The organism is Paenibacillus oryzisoli, assembly GCF_001653565.1.
GTDB classification, from domain to species: domain Bacteria; phylum Bacillota; class Bacilli; order Paenibacillales; family NBRC-103111; genus Paenibacillus_E; species Paenibacillus_E oryzisoli.
This window is the reverse complement of the sequence record NZ_LYPB01000072.1, coordinates 91,522-110,427: the sequence shown is the minus strand read 5'-3', so window position 1 is coordinate 110,427 and position 18,906 is coordinate 91,522. Positions and strand designations below refer to the sequence as shown.

17 protein-coding genes are annotated in these 18,906 nt (G+C 46.2%); 3 read left to right on the top strand and 14 right to left on the bottom strand.

Annotated elements, in window-relative coordinates; translation table 11 throughout:
• Nucleotides 1-46: 46 nt before the first annotated feature.
• Nucleotides 47-940, bottom strand: coding sequence for a shikimate kinase (locus tag A8708_RS36495; protein WP_239696755.1), 894 nt, complete (start codon nt 938-940; stop codon nt 47-49).
• Between the two features lie 309 nt (nt 941-1,249).
• On the opposite strand from A8708_RS36495, the gene A8708_RS17940 reads away from it, so the two are divergent.
• Nucleotides 1,250-2,230, top strand: a complete 981-nt coding sequence (locus A8708_RS17940; protein ID WP_068665873.1) for a hypothetical protein — start codon at nt 1,250-1,252, stop codon at nt 2,228-2,230.
• 30 nt (nt 2,231-2,260) lie between these two features.
• Here the strand turns inward: A8708_RS17940 and A8708_RS17935 are convergent, their stop codons facing one another.
• From A8708_RS17935 to A8708_RS17905, 7 genes are all read right to left on the bottom strand, one after another.
• Entirely contained in the window at nt 2,261-3,088 is an 828-nt protein-coding gene (locus A8708_RS17935) for a phytanoyl-CoA dioxygenase family protein (protein ID WP_068665871.1), read from the bottom strand.
• Nucleotides 3,089-3,191: 103 nt separating this feature from the next.
• Nucleotides 3,192-4,730, bottom strand: coding sequence for an extracellular solute-binding protein (locus A8708_RS17930; protein WP_068665869.1), 1,539 nt, complete (start codon nt 4,728-4,730; stop codon nt 3,192-3,194).
• Nucleotides 4,731-4,824: 94 nt separating this feature from the next.
• A complete protein-coding gene (locus A8708_RS17925; protein ID WP_068665868.1) occupies nt 4,825-5,685 on the bottom strand; it encodes a carbohydrate ABC transporter permease in 861 nt (286 codons plus the stop codon).
• Nucleotides 5,679-6,635 (bottom strand): ABC transporter permease, encoded by a 957-nt coding sequence (locus tag A8708_RS17920; RefSeq protein ID WP_157264871.1) that lies wholly within the window; start codon nt 6,633-6,635, stop codon nt 5,679-5,681. Before A8708_RS17920 ends, A8708_RS17925 begins: the two co-directional genes overlap by 7 nt.
• Nucleotides 6,636-6,769: 134 nt before the next feature.
• The gene (locus tag A8708_RS17915; protein ID WP_239696754.1) at nt 6,770-8,521 is read right to left on the bottom strand and encodes a sensor histidine kinase; all 1,752 of its coding nucleotides are present in this window, start codon (nt 8,519-8,521) and stop codon (nt 6,770-6,772) included.
• A gap of 43 nt (nt 8,522-8,564) precedes the next feature.
• A complete protein-coding gene (locus tag A8708_RS17910; RefSeq protein WP_239696752.1) occupies nt 8,565-9,332 on the bottom strand; it encodes a response regulator transcription factor in 768 nt (255 codons plus the stop codon).
• Nucleotides 9,333-9,455: 123 nt separating this feature from the next.
• On the bottom strand, nt 9,456-9,764 hold the full coding sequence (locus A8708_RS17905) for a hypothetical protein (RefSeq protein WP_068665860.1): 309 nt from the start codon (nt 9,762-9,764) through the stop codon (nt 9,456-9,458).
• Between the two features lie 139 nt (nt 9,765-9,903).
• Between A8708_RS17905 and A8708_RS17900 the strand changes: the two genes are divergently transcribed.
• Nucleotides 9,904-10,266, top strand: coding sequence for a hypothetical protein (locus A8708_RS17900; RefSeq protein ID WP_068665858.1), 363 nt, complete (start codon nt 9,904-9,906; stop codon nt 10,264-10,266).
• 56 nt (nt 10,267-10,322) lie between these two features.
• Here the strand turns inward: A8708_RS17900 and A8708_RS17895 are convergent, their stop codons facing one another.
• From A8708_RS17895 to A8708_RS17875, 5 genes are all read right to left on the bottom strand, one after another.
• The gene (locus A8708_RS17895; protein ID WP_068665856.1) at nt 10,323-12,542 is read right to left on the bottom strand and encodes a hypothetical protein; all 2,220 of its coding nucleotides are present in this window, start codon (nt 12,540-12,542) and stop codon (nt 10,323-10,325) included.
• A 19-nt stretch (nt 12,543-12,561) separates the two neighbouring features.
• The gene (locus A8708_RS17890; RefSeq protein ID WP_068665854.1) at nt 12,562-13,737 is read right to left on the bottom strand and encodes an ABC transporter permease; all 1,176 of its coding nucleotides are present in this window, start codon (nt 13,735-13,737) and stop codon (nt 12,562-12,564) included.
• Complete coding sequence (locus A8708_RS17885) at nt 13,734-14,459, bottom strand: ABC transporter ATP-binding protein (RefSeq protein ID WP_068665852.1); 726 nt, start codon at nt 14,457-14,459, stop codon at nt 13,734-13,736. Before A8708_RS17885 ends, A8708_RS17890 begins: the two co-directional genes overlap by 4 nt.
• A 32-nt stretch (nt 14,460-14,491) precedes the next feature.
• The gene (locus A8708_RS17880) at nt 14,492-16,186 is read right to left on the bottom strand and encodes an efflux RND transporter periplasmic adaptor subunit (RefSeq protein ID WP_068665850.1); all 1,695 of its coding nucleotides are present in this window, start codon (nt 16,184-16,186) and stop codon (nt 14,492-14,494) included.
• Between the two features lie 626 nt (nt 16,187-16,812).
• A complete protein-coding gene (locus A8708_RS17875; RefSeq protein ID WP_068665849.1) occupies nt 16,813-17,631 on the bottom strand; it encodes a hypothetical protein in 819 nt (272 codons plus the stop codon).
• A 240-nt stretch (nt 17,632-17,871) separates the two neighbouring features.
• Between A8708_RS17875 and A8708_RS17870 the strand changes: the two genes are divergently transcribed.
• On the top strand, nt 17,872-18,264 hold the full coding sequence (locus tag A8708_RS17870) for a DoxX family protein (protein WP_068665847.1): 393 nt from the start codon (nt 17,872-17,874) through the stop codon (nt 18,262-18,264).
• Between the two features lie 427 nt (nt 18,265-18,691).
• On the opposite strand, the gene A8708_RS36160 is transcribed toward A8708_RS17870, so the two are convergent.
• Complete coding sequence (locus tag A8708_RS36160; RefSeq protein WP_204787585.1) at nt 18,692-18,865, bottom strand: hypothetical protein; 174 nt, start codon at nt 18,863-18,865, stop codon at nt 18,692-18,694.
• Nucleotides 18,866-18,906: the final 41 nt, after the last annotated feature.

The window sequence follows — 18,906 nt, the reverse complement described above, 5'->3', positions numbered from 1 at the left end:
TGTTCATTTTTCACCTTTGATTTTTTAATAGCTTAAAATAATCTAATTAATGTCTTCCTTGTACCTTCTTTATCATCTCACTAATACATTGTTCTATGTCCTTATTAGAGCAATCAATAGTAATATCGCTAAATTTAGTGTATAAAGGGACTCTCTCCTCGTAAACATCTTTAAGTGTATTTCCCTTTTTTATAACAATGCCTCTGGTGGTTACGTTGATTAGTCTCCTCTGAATTTCTTCATAAGGGACATGTAAGTAAATAATCTGACCATGTTGTTGAAGGATATTCATAGCCTTATCTGAATAGATAACACTTCCACCTGTAGATATAACGCAATCCTTCAGTTGCAATTCGGACACAGTACTTTCTTCGATAGCCAAAAACCTTTCGATGCCATCATGATCAATAATCTCTTGTAACAATTTACCTTCACGTTTTTGTATAACAATATCTGTATCCACGAAGTCCATTCCTAACGCTTTTGCAAGTAAAACGCCTAAGGTGCTCTTCCCTGCTCCAGACATACCAATAAGAACGATATTCATATTCTTCCTCACTAACTCGTTAGGTTCACGGGAAATTATGCCAATCTGATATTCATCTTCATAAATTTGTACACCAGGAAGCTCTTTGGAAATGGATTTTATAATTTCGACGTTGTATTTCTTAGCAATTTCAATGAATGACTGCAAGTGGAATCTTATCTCTGGCGTCTGATTAGCATCCTTAAACCATGTCACTGCATGTACTGAGTTGTTATCGTCGTAGAAAGGCGGATTGGGCAAATTCTGTTCAAACCATTCCTTCGTGTCTAGGTAACACTTGATGTCACTTTCTGAGAGCTTCCCGTCACGGTATAAGTGATAAATAACAACAAAAATACCATAAGGCTGTTTCGTCTTAGGACTAGTATAATTTCCATGATATCTGATGTACAAAAATCTCTCCCCCTAATTCACGTCTGCCCTACACATTCCCCTTCGTATCTGTATGATTGCCATTAGGCGCCGCCCTCCATGCCCAATCAAAAAAACGCGCTAGACCCAGGGCCTGCGCGTTATAGATCACAGGGATGGAAAACGCGAATAGCGTTACCCCATCCCACTAAGATTATGGTAATATTAACCATTATTTTATTGTGTGTCAAGGACTAAATTATTCCGAAGAAATTCGATGCCTTCCGCAACAAATCAGCTCTTTGCCAAGTCTATATTTACAAGATTAGGAAATTGAGGTGATAACCGTATATGCAATTCAAAACACGAATCTCGCATGTCATTGCTCTCGTCTCTGTCTTGTCAATCACGCTTATTAGCACTTTACAGGCAACTGCTGCATCACCGCCGCGCAAAGAATTTCTTCCGCCTACAATCCCACCGGTCATCACCTTACTCGAGCAGACGTCGCTCTACGTCACAACAGACGAATCGCGCAAACCATTTGCGGCACTTACGCCTCAAGATGTGACTACCATTGAAGCCGAGCAAGATTGGTACACCAAACAGCGTGGAGAAAAAGTTTGGATTAAAATTAACACGACGTGGGCCGGTGATCTCTGGATGCACCTGGATTATGACAGAATTGGCATCGTCAAGCCGCTCGATACGAACATTGCACTGCTCTGGGACTCCTATCTGTATACGCAGCCATCTCTATCTACGAGAACGGATGCTGTACTCGCCCCGCAAACAGTGCACGCGAATGCCATATTTGAATCGCCTGCATCGTACTTAACCAACTCTTATCGCATTGAGACTTCTTGGCTAGGAGATATGTGGGTTGTCTCTCAATCTCAAATGTTACTAAATATGGAGATTGTGAATCAGGAAATGGATTTACCGACCGATACCTTGTACATGGAGAACTATGATACGTCGAATCGTCTGCAACGTCCCTCGGATGTCAAGATGATTCCCCCGCAGAAAGTATTTGCCTTGGAAAAAACAGAGAATGGCGTCTACCATGTTCGGTCTCAGGATGGCAATACTTTTTGGATTCAGCCTGAGTATGCGGAACCTGTAGGCTCTGAAACAATCAATGAACGGCTCACGCTATTGAAGGACGTTAGGCTCTATCTGTTTCCAACAATGCCTTTTCCAACCTTCGGGGTGCTATCCGCTCAAACCGTTGATGCCTTCGAAAGATGGATCGATCCGCAAGGTGAACGGTGGTACCATATTCATACTTGGGCCGGGGATATGTGGGTTCAGCCGGATAAGCCGCTATAGATGGGAACCCAATGTTTTACCCTGCCGAGCTTACTTATAGACACTTTTCCCAGCATCCTGCACGTATAGCGCCTTCAAAGGTACCATGGCTTCCTGTGGTACGTAGTATTTAAACGGATCTTTGTCAATAACGCCCAATAACTGCTTACGCTCAGGTGACGCATTTTCCAACAACCGATCAGATGCATTGCGGTAATCGATGGGTCTCATCCAAATCGGACTGTAACCTAGAAATAATTGCCTGCGTGTGAACTCCGAGCGGTTAGGCGCCCCAGCATGCCATAAATTTTGCGGGAAAATAAATACATCCCCAGGTTTACCACAGACTTGCACTTCGCCAGCCACTTGACCATTCACGTCCTGACTGCCGGGATGAAACGACTTATTATGAGAACCTGGTATCACTTTCGTATTGCCGCGGTCAGGCTGTGACATGTCGCTTAGGATGTAGCACGTTTTGATGTAATACGTAGAGGTGATGCCGTTTTGCTGCGGGAACTGCGGATGCGGTCCGTCTTGATGCCAGTTAATGAAGCTGTGTGACTCCGTTTTCACATCGTTCGGATTAGGCTTCCGAATGGTCAAATGCGAGATATGCAGTTGAATGTTAAAGCCCAGCAGATTGACCATTAACGGGAGCAATGAGGGCTCGTCGATCAGCGAAGCAATTTCATCGTCACGCTCCACACTGTTATAAATGTTATAGGCTAAGGATTCCGGCTCCTCGGCAACGATCCTATCAATGGCGGCATTCAACCGATTGACCTTATCTTCCGATAAAATGCCAGGTAAGATCAAGTAACCGTCCTCATTAAATCGTTGGATTAAAGCAGGAATGTCCAGCTTATTTGTAGTCATAGCGATTCGCTCCTTTATAATGTGTAATTATACTATTTACACGAGTAAATTATAGTGTTAAAGCGAGGAAAGGAAGCACCCTCTCCTTCCTTTCCTCACCGTTTTACTTCAAGTAGCCGAGCTCTTTAATTCTTTTCTCCGCTGCATCCAAATACGCTTTATAATTCATGGAACTTTCCAATGTTTTGAGGAAGCTGTCATATTCGCTAAGCGGACGTTTGCCATACAGGAATTTGGAAAACTCCTCTTCAATGTAACGGCTCGCGTCTGCGGCATTATAGCCGGTTGGCATGTCAACGAAACCTGCCAATCCATCTATATGCGGCTGTTTACTTGCAAATTCCATAAACTTAGCCTGTGGACCGAATTTCACTGTCAAATACTCCATTTCCGGTCGACCTGCGAATTGATACAACCAGAAGTAACCACCTTCTTTGCCCATCAGATCGGTCGGTACCACTTTAGTTCCTTCGAGATTGTAGTGCTTGCCCTTCACGCCGTATTGTACCAGCATGGAACCATCTTTCGATGAAACATAATTAAGTAAATCGATGACCTTTTGCAGCTTCTCCGGATTTTTTTCAAGCGACTTCGGAATCGCATACATCGCTGCTGACTTCCCAATGTCGTAGACGCTTGCATATTTACCGCCTGGACCTTTCAACGCATCGACTTGCACCCATTTGGCATTCGGATTAACCGCTTTCATTTGTTCAACGAATTGGTCCTTCGTCATATTCGGCCAATCCAGATAAACGATACCGGCTTGCCCTTTAATAGCCTTTTGTTGATGCTGAAGGCCTGTATTGGCCAGAAGCTCAGGATCCACAGATCCAGAAGCAATCATTTTCTGAACAAAAGCAAGCGCATCTTTCATTCCAGGGTCATACAGCGCGTTCACCATTTTATTATCTCTAACATAAATGCTCGGGTAGCCACCGTCTTGACCAACGCCAAAGGCTCCGAAAACGGTATCAAATGCACCCGCTTTACCGCCTGTTAGGCCATACGTATCTTTCTTCCCATTGCTGTCCGGATCCTTCTCTGTAAATGCTTTGGCGACTTCAAGCAACTCATCCGGTGTAGTAGGAACCTTCAGGTTCAACTTATCCAACCAATCCTGACGAATCCAATACGTATTGTAGGGAACCTGCGGTGACTTCGAAATTGCATATGTTTTACCAGCTAGCATTCCTTTCTTCAAGCTGTCCTCGCCAATAAAGTCTTTGGTCGGCTTCAGTTTGTCTAAATAAGGCGTCAGGTCAAGAAGAAGTCCTTGATCGGTGAATTGCTTTAATTGCTGACGGTCTACAGCGAACAAGTCCGGGAAATTTGCAGAAGACATACGTACATTCAACTGATTTTTATAATCATCGCCTGATGCATATACGGTTAGATTGAGATCTGTGTTCAACACCTTATCTATCTCTTGCTTAATAATGTCTTGATCTGGAGAAGGAAGACCGCTGCCGGTTTCAATGATATCGAGCTTAACTGGTTTAGAGCTAGCTACCGCTTTGGTGCTCTCCGCTGGTTTGTCAGCGGGTTTATCTGCAGCAGGTGCTCCACCGCAGCCGGCAATTAGTGTTCCACCGGTGAAAGTCATAGCGAGAAGCATAGGTACGAGCAATTTCCTTTTCATAGATACCCCTTCTTTCTTTCAAAGTTAATGATGTTGCAATATGTCGCCGTTACCTGAATCTCAGGCTGCAGTCCTGATCATCTGGCATACGGGGTCAACCCTTAACTGAGCCCATTAGCATACCTTTGGTGAAATGCTTCTGGATAAACGGATATACAAGAATAATAGGTAGGCTTGCAGCGACAACAGATGCCATTTGCATCGTTTCAGTAGGCAGCATATTTTCAGCATTTTCCAGCGGTTGCTGGGTAAGCATGAGAATTTCACGAATAACGACTTGCAAAGGAAATAAACTGCGGTCTGTTACATACATAATCGCCTGGAAGAATTCATTCCAATGGCCAACCATATAAAACAAACCAATCGTGAGCATAGATGGCATTGAGAGCGGCAATACGATTTGCCATAAAATGCGGAATTCCTTTGCGCCATCCATCCGTGCGGATTCAAACAACTCTTCAGGAAGGCTTTCAAAAAAACTTTTCATAATCAGGATATTAAAACTCCAAATCGCATTCGGTAATATCATAGACCAGACGGAATCCAAGAGCCCTAGAGACTTTACAACTAAATACGTTGGAATGAGTCCCCCGCTGAACAACATCGTAAAGACAACCATGAGAAGGAACAAGCTTCTGCCTGGCAGATTGCGGCGACTTAGTGGATAAGCCATTAGAGATGTCAATATCAGGTTTACCAGCGTACCTACAACGGTAATGAAGATTGTTACCCAGAAAGCCTTTGGTATATTCGTTTCGGTGAAAAGCTTGTGATACGCGCTGAAGGTGATGGATTTCGGAATGAGGATGAAGCCTCCGTTTTTCAATACCTCAGAGAATGGCGTAATGGATACGGCGATTACATACATCAGCGGTAGAATTGCCGCTAGCGCAGCAAGTCCGAGAATGATAATGACGATCGTATTCACGATCCGGTCTTCCCAGCCTCTTACCATATGCCCTCACCCCACTTCTTCGATAATTGATTGGAACCAAGGACCAGCACGAGCCCGATTACGGATTTGAACAATCCGACTGCAGCCCCTAAGCTGAAGTTAAGCTGCTGCAGTCCTGTTCGGAATACCCAGGTATCCAATATATCTGCAACTTGATACACTTGAATGTTATACAGAATATAGATTTGATCAAAGCCGGCATCCATAATATGTCCAAGTTTCAGAATGAGCAAAAGCACAATGACATTTCGAATGCCTGGAAGCGTAATGTGCCAAGTCATCCGAAGACGGCTTGCACCATCAACTCGAGCTGCCTCGTACAAGGTCGGATCAATTGCAGTCATTGCAGCCAAGTAGATAATGGCCCCCCAGCCTAGATCTTTCCAAACTTCCGAACTTACAAGAATCGTACGGAAGTAATCAATCGATGTCATGAATCCAATAGATTGTCCGCCAGCATCTTCGATCCAGCGATTGACGATACCGGAGTTTTGCGATAGAAGCGCCATTAGAATCCCATAGATAATGACCCAAGATAAGAAGTGCGGCATGTACGTTAGCGTCTGGACAACAGTTCTGAACCAACGAAGCCTGCATTCATTGAGCAGCAGCGCCATAATAATTGGTGGAGCCATACCGAACAGCAGCTTATAAATGCTAATGACGAACGTGTTGACCATGAGCTGTCCGAAATAGGGAGAATTAAAAAACGTTTGAAAATGTTTGTACCATGGATCCGCCCAACCACTGCCGAGAATGCCATCCAATATTTGAAAATCTTTAAACGCAATGATTACACCGTACATGGGAATGTAGCGGAATATAATGTAGTAAGCAACACCGGGTAACAGCATGAGGTAAAATGCACGGAAGGCCCAAACCTGCCTAGCAGATAGTTTAAACCTGGATTCCTTTACCTTGTTCCCCGCCTTTGTTTGCTGTTCAATCATGATTTGCTGTTCCATGAGGACACCTCTTTTCCATCTCTGTACTCGCTTCCAACGGGTTACGTTTAGTATAGCAAGCGCTTTCTTTGGAAAATATACAGTGATCCTGCGAAAATGTGCGAATTCTTGCAAACGTTTTATTTTTGTTTTTCTGTATGTTCGACAGATGGAAGCTCGATACGGATCAATGTACCAACTTCCGGAATAGAGAAAATGGTCAGGCCGTATTCAGGGCCAAAATGCAGGCCAATTCTCTCATGAACATTCATAATTCCGATTCCAGTAAATCTATGTTTGCTCGGTGCTTTGTGCCTCTCCGCAAATAAACCGTCCAACTGCTCGGAATCCATGCCCAGCCCATTGTCTCTGACTGTAATAATCAGTTTATCTTTGAGGCATTTTGTCCGAATTCGAATGGTTCCCGTCCGCTTTAACGGGACGATTCCATGAAAAATGGCATTCTCTACAAGTGGCTGCAGGGTTAATTTCAGAATCGTTTTGGATTGCGTTTCAGGTGCAGCTTCGATTTCCATTGTGAATTTATCGCCATACCGGACTTTCTGAATGTAAGCATACATTCGCAGCCCTTCTAGCTCATCGTTTAAGGTAACGAACTCCGTGGTTTTGTCAAAACTGAAAGACAATAAGCCGACAAGCGTCTTGATTGCTTCTCGTACTTCGTTGATTTTGTGCTGTTTAGCCAAAGAGCTAATGCAAGCCAGGGTGTTATACAGAAAGTGCGGGGCAATTTGGCTCTGGAGCATTTTCAGCTCAAACTGCTTCTTCCGCCGTTCTGCTTCCTTGGTCTCATGCAGCAAATGATGAATACGCTCCATCATAGCGTTATAACTGCGTGCCATCCGGCCAATCTCGTCATTCCCAGTCACATGAATGGTGTGCAGCACCTCCATATCACGAACCCGGTCCATCTTCGCAACTAACGTACGCACAGGCAATGTAATGTAGCGACTTATCATATACGTACTAACCAATACAAGGAGAATCCAAAAAGCTCCCGCCGTACTGAACGTACGGTAGAGACTGCTAATATTATGATAGAAAAAACTATTCTCATAGAAGGCCACAAAATACCAACCGAGCTTGTTCATTCCTGATTTTACAGCGACTAAGTCACCTTCTGCTCCTTGCATCTCTGACGCGCCAAGTGGAAGCTCCGCTATTTGGTCAACGAAACCTGCATTCAGTTCTGGCGGAAAAACACTCGTGTTGTACGGAAGCAATCGATAGGAACTTAGAGGAAGACTAGCATCAAAGGCATGAACAACGTTCCTTTTATTCGTGATGATCGAGAATGTTTGATTTTTCGTATTCATGAATTGGGCAATCAAACTTGTTAACTGAACGAGATCGATTTCCACGACAGCCATTCCTTTGAATGACTTGGTCGAAGAAGATTGGATTGGCAGAACGAAGGCGACTGTTTTTCCCGACATGGAGGATTGATACGGTTCGGAAATGAACATTCCGTAAGTTTCTTTGGCTTTTGTAAGCAACATGGGGATTTGGGGATTTCCAATAATATCAAAAGTGGTTTGAGAGTTCGAGATGATAGTGCCATCTTCACGAACCAAATAGAGCGACTTATATAGCGTACTGTTCATTTTCGCATAGGCACGCAAGTTCTCCGAAGCTTCCTTCTCCATACCTACATTTAGCAAATCTTCACGGGTAGAGATGAGCAGAAGAATGTTTTGCACATTGTCCAAATAGGCATTCATATAGAGATTCGTTCGATCAATAATAATTTGGGCATCCGAAACGACTTGCTTCCGAAACAAGTCCTCTGCTTCGCGCAAGTTGATCCAGGCAAGCCCCCCTAGCAGAACTAGTGTTCCTAAGGATAAGAAAAGAAAATGTTTGGCCAACATGCTCCAACCACTGAACCATGAGATAAGCGCTTTCATATTGTCATCAGCCCTTTTTATAGTCTGTTGGTGCTACACCGGACCAAGTCCGGAAAAGCTGTGAGAAATACCGATAGCTGGGTATGCCTACCTGTTCCGCAACTTCGTACACTTTAAGCTGTGTGGTCTGAAGCAGGATCATGGCTTTCTCCATACGCAGCCTGGTAACATAATCGTTGAAGGATTCCCCTGTTTCTTCCCGAAACAGTCGGCTAAGATAGTACGAGCTCAGACCAACCTCCGCCGATACAGAAACTAACGTGATGGGCTCCCCCAGCCTATTCTCAATGACTTTTTGAGCAAGTAGTACTTCTCTTCTAATCTTTCGAACGTCGCTTGCTTCGGACTCTGGCGGACTGGATATCTCCCGTTTCATTCGTTCTTGTTCATATTGCTTAAGATCGACCTCACGCCTAATCGCTTCTCTTGCCTTTACAACCAGCGCTTTCATGTCCTCTTCGTCAAAGGCAAGCTTGGTGAAATAGTCCAAGGCTCCGAGCTTCAGCGCTTCTTGAGCATAATGAAAATCGCTATGACAGGTTAACAGTGCGAACTGAATAAGCGGAAATCTCTTTCTTACTATGCGAAAAAGTTCTAATCCGTCCATTATGGGCATCGTGATATCCGATATAACAAGATCAGGCTTCAAGATTTCGCACAGCGCCAAAGCCTCTTCGCCATTCTCAGCTTCCCCTGCAAGTTCGGCTCCGAACGAATGCCACGGCATCGTCCTAAGTTCATGTCTTAACGGCTGTTCATCATCAATGATTAACACCTTTATCGGCGTAGCAGACACATCAAGCACCACCCTATCATTGAATTGGTTTGAATAATAAGGACAATTATAGCAGTTTTTGTGTGTAACGCTACCTTCCAATAATTGATAACTTATACACAGTTACAGAAGCGCACGCTCATTTAAAAACCGATTATCCCTGACGATTTTCCTTACCCTCTTCATTGTATCCGCATGTTTGGGTACTCCAGCAACTCGGTCGAGCAACAGCCATCTCAAGCAGGCAAGGGCTTCAAAGATTTCCAATTCCACTGTCGCTATGGAAATTTCTTCTTGATATTTGTATAAAAAGGTTAGACTCTTGCTTTCGCTCACATAGATGCGCAGAAGCAGACAAGTCCAAGACAGATCATACTTTATCCTGCCGTTATTCGCTTGGATGGAATTAACAACGTTTATTGATGTGCCCATTTGCACAACCACCGAATCTGAAATCTGCTAAACTCACAGTCTATTCACACATTTTCTCTTACATAGGTAAATCTAGTTAACGGGCATGCCTCCTTCCACATCTACTATAAGCAGATAGAGAGAAGGAGGTGAAACAAACATGTCAAACGCAAAACGTAGCATCCCTACTCTCAGAGACTCTGGCAAGCTAGGTAAGTCATACACGCGCGTCCCGCTCGGCAAAAACTTTGGTCCTACACAAACACTTAGACGACTTACTATCCTTTGGGTAGATAACGCCGGCGTTCCTTTCGTCACTTCAGGCTTTTTCTGTGAGGCTCGTACTTTAAATGGAACACGCCTTGCAACTGCTCGCTTTGATGCATTTGGAACTGCCGTATTCCGTACAATTGGCACCCCTACTACTCGTACTTTAGTGCTTAGAACATTTGATGCAGACGGCGTCATCTTCCGTACACGTACGGTTCGTTCTGGTATTTCTGCTTTCGTATTTATCGGCTAATACGCAAAAAAAACAGCCCAACCCCCAGCAAATCCAAGGGGCGGGCTGTTTCTCTTTTACTTAAATTTCTTCAGAAGGCGCTTCGCCGTACCGTTCGGCGTGTCAATGACTTCATACATATTGACGATGACGCCAGTTTGCACTTGCTCGTTTTTCAAACCGGAAATACTTACTCGTTGGATGCCGCTCGTTAGTTTGCCCGTGCCCATGAGTGAAGCATCTTGGGTGCCAACGATACGACCGAGAGAGTCGACCATTTCGAATTGGATTTTGGAGAAATTAGAATCAATAATGACTTGATCTTCATGGGTAATATCCATATCTAGTTGAAGAACATACGAATAAGTTCCGCCGCTATACGTCCAGCCAATCGAGTAGTCATTCACTTTAAGCGAGAATGGATAGATCGCAATGGTATCTCCCGTTTCTTCGCCCTGTAGAGCCACTTTGAACGTCCCTGCGGACACATTGCCTTCCGACACAGACTTATCATCATACACATTCAGTGCAAAAGACTGATCCTCGTCATCCCTTCCCTTATTAGGCAGCAAGTAGGAGTAGCTGACCACATAGGAGCTTCCTGGTGTGATTTGCGTAGCCGCCGCACTTTGGCGAGACCCCGTATACGCATTGCCTTTATTATCGATGAGCTCGTTCTGAAGAGCAGGCAGCGCGAGTGTGCTCGTGCCGTTGTTCGTGATTTTGTATTTGGCGATCGCGGTTTTGTAACCAAGATCGTCATTCTCATGTGCATGAAGCTCAATGAGTGATACATCGAGATTCGGATTTACAACGCTGCTGCCCAAAGCAAGCTTTGTGCCAAGCTCATAATTTACTGCCGTAGTGAAGCCGTTTTGGGCTTCGCTAGCACCTTTGAGCAGGAACACAGCTACAGGCTGTTGCCCTGTTGTCCCTGTTGTTCCTGTTGTTCCTGTTGTTCCAGTCGAAGTCCCACTGTTACCTGTTGTCGAGGCACCGCTGCCTGTCGTGGCGCCACTGTTTCCTGTTCCGGTCGTTGTCCCGCTCCCCGTCGTGCTTCCCGTGCTCGCCGCAGCTTTCTGCCACAGCACAAGCTGTGCCGCATTCGGATCGACGCCCGTTGGCAACGTCGCATTGAAGTAATACGTCGCCGTCTCCTTCGGTGCTAGAAACCCGTTACGCGAAGTATTATCCGTCGATGAAACGGACGAACCTGAATCCCCGAATTGGTAGGAAGCTGTCAACGCAGGAATAGGTGCAACTACTTCCCCATCGTTACTTAGTGTAACCACCGTTTGCACGTGGACACCATCCGCTTGAACCGAATACGTAGACGAGGTTGCCTTCGCTGTAACGTTCTCACCATCTTGCTGTCCCGCATAGCTCTGTTTGACGCCCAAAGCTACCGTATTCAGCGATGAATTCATTCCCAATGTTCCCAGTGAAACATCTTCGCTTTGATTGAGGTAATAATATTCCAACGTCAGACCGCTTGTTGGCGTGCCTTTGGAAATAAGCGTCTTGAGCGTCAAAGTATCGGACTGATTAGGCAGAATAGCCGTATCCGCCCCGCTCGCAACCGTCGCCGTGTATTTCATGCCATTGGCATCCACAAGCCTAGCCAGCAAGGTTGCTGGTACTTTCACGCTGCTAGACCCTAAGTTCTTCGCTGCGACTTGCGTGTACATATACCATTTGCCATTCTCCGTCACACGTACGCTCTGACCCAACCTAAAAGCAAGGGACGAGTCACTCGCAAGTGTACTGTCCAGCGTGCGCAAGCTGATGATTTCCTCTGGCGCTTCCAGCTGCCCTTCTTGGATAACGGAGGCAACCGGCAGCTCGCCGAGATGGTTCATGAAATCGGATTTATTGTAATCCCAGCGGAATACATCCACTTTGAGATCAGCGGCATTCTCACCAGCTGGCAAGTTGGCGTAGAAACGGAAGCTTTCTTCTTGCCCACCATTTACGATGCCGCTCTTCTTCTCACTCAAATTAGCCGTGTAGCTTTGTCCAGCACGATCTGTTACGCGTACACCATACTTGTTAAAATCCAACGCCTGATTTTCGCCATTATGGAACAGGACTGAGAATTGCAAAGACGAAGACGAAAGTGCCGCTCTATTTAGCATAAAATAAGAATCCTTCGAGATGAAAACACCCTCAGAAGCCGCGTGCGCGGAAGGCGCCGGAGCTGCCCATGAGGCAGCTAGCAAACTTCCTGTGAGCAGCACAGCCAGACTTGTTTGTTTCATTTTAAATGTAATTCCAATCGATGTTAGTTGACGAATCATGGTAAGAACCTCCTGTTGCCTAATCGTAACGCAGTGCGTCGATAGGTTTTAGTTTCGATGCTTTATTCGCTGGATATAAACCGAAAATGACACCAACAAGTGCTGAGAATAAGAACGCGTAGAACCCAACATCGAGCGATAGGCTCGTCTCTTGGCTTGGATTGATATACGGCCAGGCCAGTGATAAGCCGACTCCGACCACTAAACCGATCAACCCGCCCATCCCGCTAATCAAGGTAGCTTCGACTAGGAATTGCAGCAAAATATTTCTCCGCTTCGCCCCAATCGACTTCCGAATCCCGATCTCCCTCGTTCGCTCACTCACGGTGACGAGCATAATATTCATAATTCCGATCCCGCCGACAAGCAGGGATATCGCTGCCACAGCAACCAATTGATTCGTCAATGTACTAGACGCCGTTTGTCTCGCGCTAATGAGTTCGGATGAGTTCAAAATATTGTAGCCAGTCGTGCTTTTAAATTTCTGATATAGGTAAGCTTCAACGGCTAATTGTGCACGGCTAACGAGATCACCAGAGGATGCTTCCACATAGGCGGTTCGGATGTTGCCTAGCTTGAAATCCCGACTCATCGTCGGCAGCGGCACCAACACCGAGCTATCCAAAGAGGTTCCGCTCGTATTCGAGCCCTTCGTTTGAAGAACACCAATAATCGTGTACATGTAGCCTTTCACATTAATTTCTTCGTCGATCGGATCTTCCTTGCCAAAAAACTTCGCAGCCACTTCACTCCCGATAACCGCAACGTGATTGCGGAAATCCAGATCCGCTTGCGCGAGGAAACGTCCGCTGGCCATCTTCCCTTTTTGCAACTCCAAATAACGGTCATTCGTTCCGATCACATTGTAGCTCTCCGTTGTGCGGTCGAATTTAATGGAGCTATTCTGTGTCATTGTGGGTGCAATGGACGAGATACCGGATGTGCCCTCTAGGGTCATGAATTCATCGTAATTCAACTGTGTGGCGCGCCCGTTTCCCATCAGGTTAACTGTCAGGAGATTCGTTCCCAGTCCTTCATATTGCTTTTCGATGGCTTTGGATGTTCCTTGACCGATCGATACAAGCGTGATCACCGAAGCAACCCCGATAATAACGCCAAGCATGGTCAGTATCGTTCGTAGCGGATTCGAGCGAATCGTACTCATCGCCATTTGGAAAAGCTCCCAAATTCTCATGAATGCGCCTCCTCTAGCTTAGGCACTTCAACCGACCAAGCTTCATTGCGTATATCGCTGATAATCTCGCCATCCCGCAGTGCCACCACACGCTTCGCATTGTCTGCGATATGATGATCATGCGTGATTAACACAATCGTATTGCCTTGCTGATTCAACTCTTTAATTAATTCAAGCACCTCGATGCCCGTTTTCGAATCCAATGCACCAGTCGGTTCATCCGCTAGAATGAGCGACGGTGAAATGGCCAATGCTCGCGCAATCGCAACCCGCTGCTGCTGTCCACCCGAAAGCTCACTTGGCTTGTGATGTCCACGTGCCCCCATCCCAAGCTTCTCGAGCATATGCTGGGCTTGCTCTCTTCGCTGTTTCGCAGGGATTCCCGCATAAATCATCGGCAGCTCGACATTCTCCGTCGCTGTCAGCCTTGGCAACAGGTTAAACTGTTGAAAAATAAAACCAATCTTCCGATTGCGCAGCTGAGCAAGTCCGTTGTCTGACATTTTCTCAGTCGCTACGCCATCTAATGTATATGAACCCGACGTCGGGCTGTCGAGCAGCCCAATCGTATTCATCAGCGTCGATTTCCCCGATCCGCTGGGACCAATAATCGCGACAAAATCCCCTTCCGCAATATGCAAAGTAATGCCGCGCAAAATCTGCAATTCCTCTGCACCACGGGTGTAACTCTTCGTGATTTCATTTAGCTCAATGATATTCATCCCATTAACTCCTTTCCGGGCGAGATTAGCTCCTATTCACGCGCTCTTACCGCACCGCCAGCATTACCGCCACCTTGGAAACCACCGCCGCCAGCTCCGCCTGCACCGCCTTGGAAACCGCCAGCTCCACCTGGGAAGGCACCGCCGCCCGGGAAGCCTTGCCCTTGTTGGTTCGTCGTCGTTGTTGCTCGGCGAACCGGCATGACAACCTCATCGCCTTCTTTTACGCCATCGAGCACTTCAACTTGCGTTTTGCTTCGAATGCCAACTTTTAACTCTCGCTCTTCGGTTGTACCATCGGCCTTCTTCACCGTAACCGTCGACTTGCCTCTTGTTGTAGTTACTACTTGGATCGGAAGAACGAGGATATCTTTCTTATCTTGGATGAGGATTTCAGCCGTCGCCGTCATTGCATATTTCAAATCGTTCTGTGCTGTATTCGGGATCGCCACAACCGCATCATACGTGGTCACGCCATTCGTCGTTGTACCCACATTGGATACAGATGTTACTTCGCCTGTAAACGTTTTTCCTGCAATTGCATCGACTTTTACGTTAACTTTCTGCCCGACCTTCACGCTCGTTAGATCAAGCTCATCCACAGCAATTGCGAGCTGCATTGTACTTAGGCTTGCCACTGCACCGAGCGTGGTGTTTGCATTAATTTGGGCGCCAACCGGGTAATTGCGAAGGACGTTATTTTTACTGTTGGCAAAATCCGCCGAAAACACGCCATCAAACGGTGCTTTGATCGTTAATTGATCCACCTTTTGCTGGGCATCGCTGACACGAATTTTCTGACTTTCAATGGCGGATTGTTTGGCAACAACATTTTTTTGGAGGTCGTCGTTAAAAAGGGTCACAATCAGATCGCCTTGTTTAATCGTGTCACCATCTTTGAATTTCAACGTTTTCACGGTTCCGCTAGCTTCGGAGAAAATAGATGCCGTCCGCACATAAGCCAGCTCAGCCTGATCAGAAGACGCTATCTTAGTCGTGCCGCTGCCGATGCTGCCTTTGACTTTCAATCCTGCCGATAGTGTTCCGTCATTATCGACAAGCACATCGACAAGTACGACTTTATTCCCATTCGCGTCGGCGCTGATTTCGTGACCAATCGTATCAACTGCACCGACCTTCGATAACAAGTAGCCGTCTACGCTGAGCTCTACAGGGTCACCTTTTTTCAATTGAACAGCTTCTTGCAAGGAGAATGGCAACTTCACCTTAAACTGCGTTGTATCTGAAATCGTACCGATCTTCGTCGTTTTATTCACTTGACTGCCAACATCGAAATTAGCATTCAACGTAATCTTGCCTGACATCGGAGCGGATACGCTCATATTTCCTTGTTCAGACTTGAGCTCAGCCAAATCACTCTCCAGCTGTCCCAAAGTCACTTGCGCTTCCTTGAGATTCGTTTCCGTTGAAGGAACAGAAAGCTCGACGAGCACATCACCTTTTTTGACCGCTTGGTTCTGGGTTAGATTCATCGTTTTGATGATCCCTTCGATCGGAATCACGATGTTCTGCTTATCCTTAGCGTCCAATTGGGAGGTACCAGATACAGCCATCGAAATGGCGCCCTTGGTCACTTTCATTGTCGTTTGTTGTGCTGCCGTTGCAGCTGGCTTCGCATTATTATGTACATAATAGTATGTACCTGCCCCACACAGGATGGCTGCCAGGGCTACAATAAGCCACCTTTTTTTACTGCCTGCTTTCATCCGTCATAACCCCTCTCCCGGTTTACCTAAACACTCGTTGCCTAGGTCGTACAATCTTCACAAGAAGTAGTCTACTAGGAGCGACTGAAACCTGTCTGAGTGTAAGCTGAAAGTAAGTTGAACGAATGCTGAGTGTTTGCTGAAAAAGGTGAGGCGTGGCGGGGGCCGCCTCCAGACTCCCGAGACTGCCTTACGTCCGCTTCTGTGCTCCTAAGACCACTTCCTGTCCGCTCCCGTCATCCCCAGGCTTCCTTCCCTCCACCTTCCGCACACCTTAAGACCACTTCCCGTCCGCCTCCACACAAATAACTGGAAAAACTCCATCTAATCTTCGTATTTTCCTATCAAATTTTGAAATTAAATGGAAAAACTCCATCTATTTCTGCGCTTTATAACGTTTTCTGCCTAATAGTTCGAAATTAGCTGTACTTTTTACAGTTAATTGAAATAATTCCATAATTATCACGTAATTAACTGTATATTTTCCATTTATAAAGATTAGCTACTTTAAGATCCCCCTCCATCTAGCTACTTTACAGCGAACCTTCCACACCTAACCTTCCACGCCAAGCACAAAAAGCCACTCACATCGTGAGCAGCTTCCTGTAACATCCTCTAGCATTCCCTTAATTGTTAGCTGTCGGGGCTGGTGTTGCTGATTGTGCGGACGCCTTGCGATCTGGACGGCCTTGACCACCCTCAGGACGCTGGTGAGCCGTGCCTTTCTCCTCTACAGCTTTCTTAATCGAATCTGTCATACCGTCTTTGATTTTGCTGATCAAATCATCTTCGCTAATCCCTTTCGCTGTTGCGATATCTACAAGGGATTTGCCTGATTCCAACTCTGTTCTCAACTCATCTTGCGTAAGACCTAGAATGGTCGTGATAACTTCTGGGTTGCCGAAGTGTCCGCCACCGAAGCCCCCTGGGCCACCTTTACCCCCAGGACCACCTGGGAAACCACCCTTAAAACCCGTGCTGTCAATTTGCTTCGTTAGTTGGTCGCTCAAACCTTTGATTCTCTCATCTGCCTTCTCTTGTGTAAGCTTACCAGCGGTTACTTCAGCTGTAATCTTAGCTGTCTCAGCTGCAACGAGTTTGGACAAGTAATCTTCTTTTGTTAGACCTTTTTCCACGGCAAAAGCTGCTAATGTTTTATCAGCCTTCAGTGCTTCCTGCACGGCGCTTTCTTCAACGCCTAGAATCGTTGCCGTTTCTTTGATGACGTTGCCGCCACGGAAGCCACCGCGATCTCCCATTTGTCCACGGCCTTTATCGTTAAAACCTTTGCCACCCTGTCCTGCTTTAGATGCCGCCGTGCTCGTGGAATTGCCTACTACTGTATCTGCGAACGCTTCATTATGTAAGGCTCCTACTAAGCCTACTCCGATGACAAAAGATGCTACTAGTGAACCTGCGAGAATTTTTTTGCTAATTTTTTTCATAATGTATTCCACCTCATCTTTGGATTTGTGTGTTTCCCTTACAAAACCAAGTATAGACCCCTTACCTGAAATCCATCTGAGCGTAAACTGAAGGTTGGTTGAGAGCTATCTGAGAATTGGCTGAAAATACCAAGGGAAATTTTATATGTATTTTTTGCGTACTGGTGTTCGCTTTTTGTTCGGGTTATGGTAGAATAAGGATGATATGAGCGCATTTCTGAAAGAGGGGGACTCTGTCTAATGTCTTATCGCAAAGAGCGTAATAGGTTAATCGCTTACTGGGTGACCACCATCCTGGGGCCTGCAAGTTTCGTCATCGGCGGATTCTTCTTCATTACCCATGGTGAGCAGCAAATCACTACGTTGACTGGGCTCGGATATCCCGAATATATCTTAACTATCCTTGGCTTCTGGAAGCTGATGGCTGTCATCGCCATTCTAATCCCGCGTTTTCCGCGACTGAAAGAGTGGGCCTACGCAGGCTTTTTCTTCGAGCTCTCGGGTGCTGCCGCTTCGCATCTTCTGAATGGCGACAGCTTCGCGCTTGCCGTCCAACCGCTGCTATTCCTAGCGCTCGTCATGGCTTCATGGGCACTTCGCCCCAAAAGCCGTAAGCTTGTCTCATCGCTGTAGATGTCTAAGAGGTCGACCGTTTAGGGTTGACCTCTTTGATGTTTATGTGCGGGAAAAGCTTTGCTATCACATAGTAGGATGGTACAGAGTAGCTTGTTGCGGGATTGAGGCGGTGACTTTGTGCGTTGAGATGCTATGTTAGCGGGGCACGGGTGTTGGAGTAGCTTGTCTTAGCGGGTGGCGATTACGTTGTGCGTTTAGATGCTATGTTAGTGGGGCACGGGTGTTGGAGTAGCTTGTCTATCGTAGATAGCTATAACTTGTGAATTGGGCTGCTAGGTTGTTGGGGGGTACGAGGGGTTGAGGGCGCGCGGGAATAATCCCCCACGACCATTAACTGTAAAAAGTACAGTTAATTCCCGCAGAATCTCCTAGTATTTACGTTTTACTGGATTTCCTCCATCTATTTCTGACGATTTCAGTAAAATCAGCCATATAGGCTGAAATTAGCTACAGGAAATCCATCTATTTGCTCAAAACAGCGATTTCCATACAGTTTACCTGTATGAAATCCATCTATTTCCGCCGCCGAGGGTGAATTCTCGGCATCCACCCAGCGGCAACCCCCACTTTGATCTGCATGTTCCTCTCCATGCCACATCCCCAACAACCAAAGAGGCCAACGCCTCAGCGTCAGCCTCT